Origin of the sequence: Actinomadura formosensis NBRC 14204 (assembly GCF_001552155.1) — a bacterium.
GTDB lineage: Bacteria > Actinomycetota > Actinomycetes > Streptosporangiales > Streptosporangiaceae > Spirillospora > Spirillospora formosensis.
In genome coordinates this window covers 1-5,121 of sequence record NZ_BCQQ01000233.1, presented here as the reverse complement: position 1 = coordinate 5,121, position 5,121 = coordinate 1, and the positions used below count along the sequence as shown (strand labels likewise).

Genomic DNA, 5,121 nt, shown 5'->3' with positions numbered 1-5,121 from the left:
GGCGGCGGCGATCGCGGTGGCGCTGCCGGCGGTGGCGCTGCTGATGCGCGCGTTCGTCCGCGACATCACCGCGTCCGCGACCCGGTACCTGAACGTCCAGGGGACGATCGCGGGACGGCTCGCCGAGGCGCTCGGCGGCGCCCGGACGATCGCCGCGGCGGGCACCGCCGGGCGCGAGACGGCACGCATCCTGGAACCCCTCCCGGACCTGCGCGCGGAGGGCGAGACGATGTGGCGGGTGCAGGGCGGGGTCGCCGCCCGGGGCCTGCTGGCGCTGCTGCTCCTGCAGGTCGCCGCGGTCGCGATCGCCGGGGTGGAGCTGGCGGCGGGCCGCATCACGCCCGGCGAGCTGGTCGCGACCGTGCAGTACGCGGGGCTCGCCGCCGGGTTCGGGCCCGTCCTCACCCAGGTGCTGCGGCTCGGCCGCGCCCGCGCCGGGGCCCGCCGTGCCGCCGAGATCCTCGGCCTGCCCGCACCGTCCCACGGCACCGAGCCCGCCCCGCCCGGCCCCGGCCGCCTGGAGTTCCGCGATGTCGCCGGCCTCGGCGTGCTGGACGGCCTGGACCTGACCGTCCCCGGCGGGCTGGCCGTCGCCGTCGTCGGACGCTCCGGCTCCGGTACCTCGGAACTCGCCGCGCTCGCCGGGCGCCTCACCGACCCCGACCGGGGCGAGATCCGGCTGGACGGAACACCGCTCCCCCGGCTGACGCGGGCGGCGCTGCGCCGCGAGATCGGCTACGCGTTCGCCCGCCCGGCGCTGTTCGGCGCGACCGTCCGGGACGCGATCGCGTTCGGCCCGGCGCGCCCGCCGGAGGCGTGGCTGCGCGAGTCCGCGCGGGCCGCCCGCGCCGACGGCTTCGTCCAGCGTCTCCCCCACGGCTACGACACGCCGCTGGCGGACGCGCCGATGTCGGGTGGCGAACTGCAGCGGATGGGCCTCGCCCGCGCCTTCGCGCACACCGGCCGCGTCCTCATCCTGGACGACGCCACCTCCAGCCTCGACACCGTCACCGAGGTCGAGATCACCGACGCGATCCTGGACCGCTTCGCCGGCCGCACCCGTCTGATCATCGCCCACCGCGCCTCCACCGCCGCCCGCGCGGACCTGGTCGTCTGGCTGGACGGCGGCCGCGCCCGCGCCGTGGGCCGCCACGCCGGCCTCTGGCGCGATCCGGCCTACCGTGCCGTCTTCACCGCCGAGGACGCCGGGGAATGAGGGGGAGGCGGGAGGCCGCGCGGGTCCTGTGGCGGACGGCCGGGAACGCCGTCGCGGCCCGGCCCCGGGCCGCGGCGCGGGCCGCGGCGTGGTCGGTCGTGGAGGCCGTGCCCGCCGCCGTGTTCGGCCGGGCCGTCGGGGAGGCGGCCGACGCCTTCCGGACGGGGCGGGCGCGGGACGCGGCCGGGTGGCTCGGGGTGCTCGCGGTCGCGGCGGTCGTGGGGGCGGCCGGGAGCCGGCGGCTGTATCCGGCGCTGGCGGCGATCGTGGAGCCGTTCCGCGACGACCTGGTGCGGCGGGTCACGGGCGGGGCGCTGCACCGGTCGCTGCGGGGGCGGCCCGACACGGGCGCGGTCGCGCGGCTCACGCACCAGGTGGAGATCGTCCGCGACACCTTCGGCGGGCTGCTCGTCGTCGCACGCGGGTTCGTGTTCTCGGCCGGCGCGGCGCTGCTCGGGCTCGCGACGATGATGCCGGAGGTGGCGGCGCTGGTGGTGGCGCCGCTGCTGTTCGGGCTGGTGCTGTTCGGGGCGGTGTTCGGCGCGGCGGCCGTCCGGCAGCGGAACCTCGTCGTCGGCGAGGAGGACATCGCCGAGCGGACGGCGGCGCTGGCGGAGGGGCTGCGGGACGCCGTCGCGTGCGGCGGCGAGGAGGCGCTGGAGGCCGAGTTCGGCGCGGCGGTGGAGGCGCAGGCGGCGGCCGGGCGGGCGGTGGCGCGGTTCGCGGCGCTGCGCGCGGTGGCGCTGGCGGTGAGCGGATGGCTGCCGCTGCTGCTCGTCCTCGCGGCGGCGCCGTGGCTGATGCGGCGCGGCGCCACCGCCGGGACGGTGATCGGCGCGCTGACCTATGTCCTGCACGGGCTGCAGCCGGCGCTGCGGACGCTCGTGCAGGGCATGGGCGGCAGCGGGCTGCGGCTCGCGGTGACGCTCGGCCGCATCCTGGAGACGAGCGCGCCGGACGCGCCCGCCCGGCCGGCGGCGGGCGCGGCCGTCGCGGACGCTCCGGCGGTCGAGCTGCGCGGGGTCACGTTCGGCTACGGGGCCGGCGCCCGGCCGGTGATCGAGGACCTCGACCTCGTCGTCCCGCGGGGCGGCCACCTGGCCGTGGTCGGGCCGAGCGGGATCGGGAAGTCGACGCTCGCGGCGCTCATCGCGGGGCTCGCCGTCCCGGACGCGGGCGAGGTCCTCGTGGCGGGACGGCCGGCGGGCGACCCGGAGCACCGGGTGCTCATCCCGCAGGAGGCGTACGTGTTCACCGGCTCGCTGCGCGACAACCTCGCCTACTACGCGCCCGGCGCCGATCCCGGGCAGATCGGGCGGGCCGTGGACGCGCTGGGGCTGGCGGGGCTCGTCCGCGACCTCGGCGGCTACGGCGCACGGCTGGAGCCGGGCGCGCTGAGCGAGGCGCAGCGGCAGCTCATCGCGCTGTGCCGCGCCTACCTGGCGCCGCAGCCGCTGGTCGTCCTGGACGAGGCCGCGTACCGGCTGGACGCCGCCGCCGAGGCACGGGCGGAGGAGGCGTTCGCGCGGCGCGGGGGCACGCTGATCGTCATCGCGCATCGGATCAGCTCCGCCGTGCGCGCGCGCCGCGTCCTCGTTCTGGACGGAACCCGCCCGTACCTCGGCCGGCACGCGGATCTGCCCGCGGTCTGCCCGCTCTACCGGGACCTCATCGGCCGCTGGGAGGCGGGTTCACAGCCATCCGGCGTCCTCGGCGATCCGGATGGCCTGGACCCGGTTCTGCGCGCCGATCTTGCGGTTGATGCGGGACAGATGGTTGCGGACGGTGCCGATCGTCAGGACGAGGTCCTCGGCGATCTGCGCCGCGGAGGCGCCCCGTGAGGCGAGCGAGAGCACCTCGATCTCCCGCTCGGTGAGCGGGCTCGCGGCGGAGCTCAGCTCGGTGAAGGCGATGTCGGGGTCGAGGACGCGCGCCCCGTCCGCGGCCCGCCGGATGGCGTCCACGAGGTCGCCGGGCGAGGTGTCCTTCAGCACGAGCCCGGACGCCCCCGCGGCCACCGCGCGGCGCAGGTCGCCGTTCCGGCAGCGGCCCGCCATGAGGACGGTGCGGCACTCGGGCACGGCTTCGCGGAGCGCGCAGGCCACGGTGAAGCCGTCCACCCCGGGGAGCCCGGCGTCGATGAGCGCGATGTCGGGGCGCTGCCCGCGCGCGGTGCGCAGCGCCTGCTCACCAGAGCCGACCGCGGCGACGACATCGAGGTCTTTCATACCTTCGAGCAACGCGACCAGCCCGCCGCGGAGGAGAGGCGCCCCCTCGGCGAGAAGAATCCGAATCATTTTCGTCTCCATTGGCCGGCCACCCACAGTGGCCCTGGAAGGACATCATTACCGAACACCATTCGAGGGGTCGCGGTGATCATGGAGGCGATCGCGAAGGCAGACCGGGGATTCGGCCGGGAGGTAAACAGGGGTTCATGGGTCACCTGGCGTGGGGTGGGTGATCTTACCGAGAGGAGTCAACTTTATTCGGGGCGTCATTGCAAAGCGGCGTATGCATCGATCCACGGACCGGTATTCCGCGAAAAAAGCGGTACACACCTGATCACGCCAAGAAATCGAACTTCGTCCCGGTACCGGTGGCGCGGGCCGCCTCGTAGGCGGTCCAGCCGAGCGCGAGGTCCTGCCAGGGCAGCCCGACCGGCGCGTACACGGTGACCTCGTCGCCCTTCACCCGGCCCGGCATCCGGCCGCGCAGCAGGTCGCGGAGCGTCCCGGCGGCGTGCCCGGCGCCGAGTCCCGCGGCGGCCAGCACGCCCATCTCGGCCGCGAGCGGGACGTCGTCCACCACGACGCGGGCGCCCTTCAGCAGGTCGGTGCCCAGCTCGGCCTTGCCGGGCTCGTCCGCGCCGAGCGAGGTGACGTGCGTCCCGGGCAGGACGTCGGCGGCGTGCAGGAGGGGGCGGCGCGCCCAGGTCGCCATGACGACGATCCCGGCGTCCCGGACGGCGGCGCGCGGGCCGGCCGCGACGGCCGCGCCGATTCCGAGCCGGGCGCCGTGCCGTTCGGCGAAGGCGGCGGCGCGGCCGGCGTCCAGGTCGCAGACGGTGAGCCCGCGCACCTCGCGCAGCTCCGCCAGCCCCCGCATGACCAGGTCGGCCTGCGCCCCCGCGCCGATCACCGCGACGGTGCCGGCGCCCGGACGGGCCAGCGCGTGCGTGCCGAGCGCGGCGGCCAGCCCGGTCCGCCACGCGGTCACGGTCGCCGAGTCGAGCTGGGCCAGCAGCTCGCCGGTGCCGAGGTCGTGCAGGCAGACGACGCCGCGCAGCGCCGGGCGGCTGCCGGGGAACTTGGCGTTGACCTTGACCGTGTAGGCGGGGATGCCCGCGACCAGGCCCGGCAGCAGCGCGGTCGCACTGCCCCGGCCGGGCAGTCCCGCGATCACCCGGCGCGCGACCGCCCCGTCCCGCTCGGCCGTGAATCCGCGGCGCAGCGCGTCGAGGCACGCGCCGGGATCGAGCAGCGCCTCCAGGTTGGAACGAGCCAAAAGGAGCGTCACCAAGCCATTCTCACATCTGGCCCGTCCGGTGACCACCCGGGCATTTTGCTCCCTGGGAACCGGAACGCGGGGATTCGCGTCGAATATCCGATCCCCAGTGTTCTTGACCACATGTCGGATTCACTCCGCCGGGGAGATCCGCCGGACGCGCTGACCACGCTCCCCCCGCCAGGGTGCCAATGATCTTGCTGGGAATTGGTCAGCTTCTGCCCCTTACGCCCGCATTGACAGTTCTTACACCATGTCCAAGACCTCCGGCGCACCACAAGGGTGCGCCAATCCCCCCGCTGGAGGCACAAGTGAAGACGCGTCACACCCTCGTCGGTACCGCCGTCGTCGCCACGGCCGCGGCCGGCGTGGCCGCGGCGACCCTCGCCGCCGCTCCCGCC

Annotated in this window: 3 protein-coding genes and 1 pseudogene; 2 read left to right on the top strand and 2 right to left on the bottom strand. The window is 76.0% G+C overall.

Annotation, left to right across the window (positions count from 1 at the left end):
• Both AF1_RS31885 and AF1_RS31880 read left to right on the top strand, forming a co-directional pair.
• The coding region (locus AF1_RS31885) for an ATP-binding cassette domain-containing protein (RefSeq protein ID WP_157419391.1) at positions 1–1,216 on the top strand (1,216 nt) is incomplete at its 5' end.
• Positions 1,213–3,057 carry an ATP-binding cassette domain-containing protein gene (locus AF1_RS31880; RefSeq protein ID WP_242609047.1) on the top strand — a complete coding sequence of 615 codons (1,845 nt, stop codon included), beginning with the start codon at positions 1,213–1,215 and terminating at the stop codon, positions 3,055–3,057. The genes AF1_RS31885 and AF1_RS31880, both read left to right, overlap by 4 nt.
• On the opposite strand, the pseudogene AF1_RS33920 reads toward AF1_RS31880, so the two are convergent.
• Both AF1_RS33920 and AF1_RS31875 read right to left on the bottom strand, forming a co-directional pair.
• A pseudogene (locus AF1_RS33920) lies at positions 2,989–3,513 on the bottom strand (response regulator); the annotation flags it as partial. The gene AF1_RS31880 and the pseudogene AF1_RS33920 sit on opposite strands and share 69 nt — an antisense overlap.
• A gap of 265 nt (positions 3,514–3,778) precedes the next feature.
• On the bottom strand, positions 3,779–4,732 hold the full coding sequence (locus tag AF1_RS31875; RefSeq protein ID WP_067807945.1) for an ornithine cyclodeaminase family protein: 954 nt from the start codon (positions 4,730–4,732) through the stop codon (positions 3,779–3,781).
• Positions 4,733–5,121: the final 389 nt, after the last annotated feature.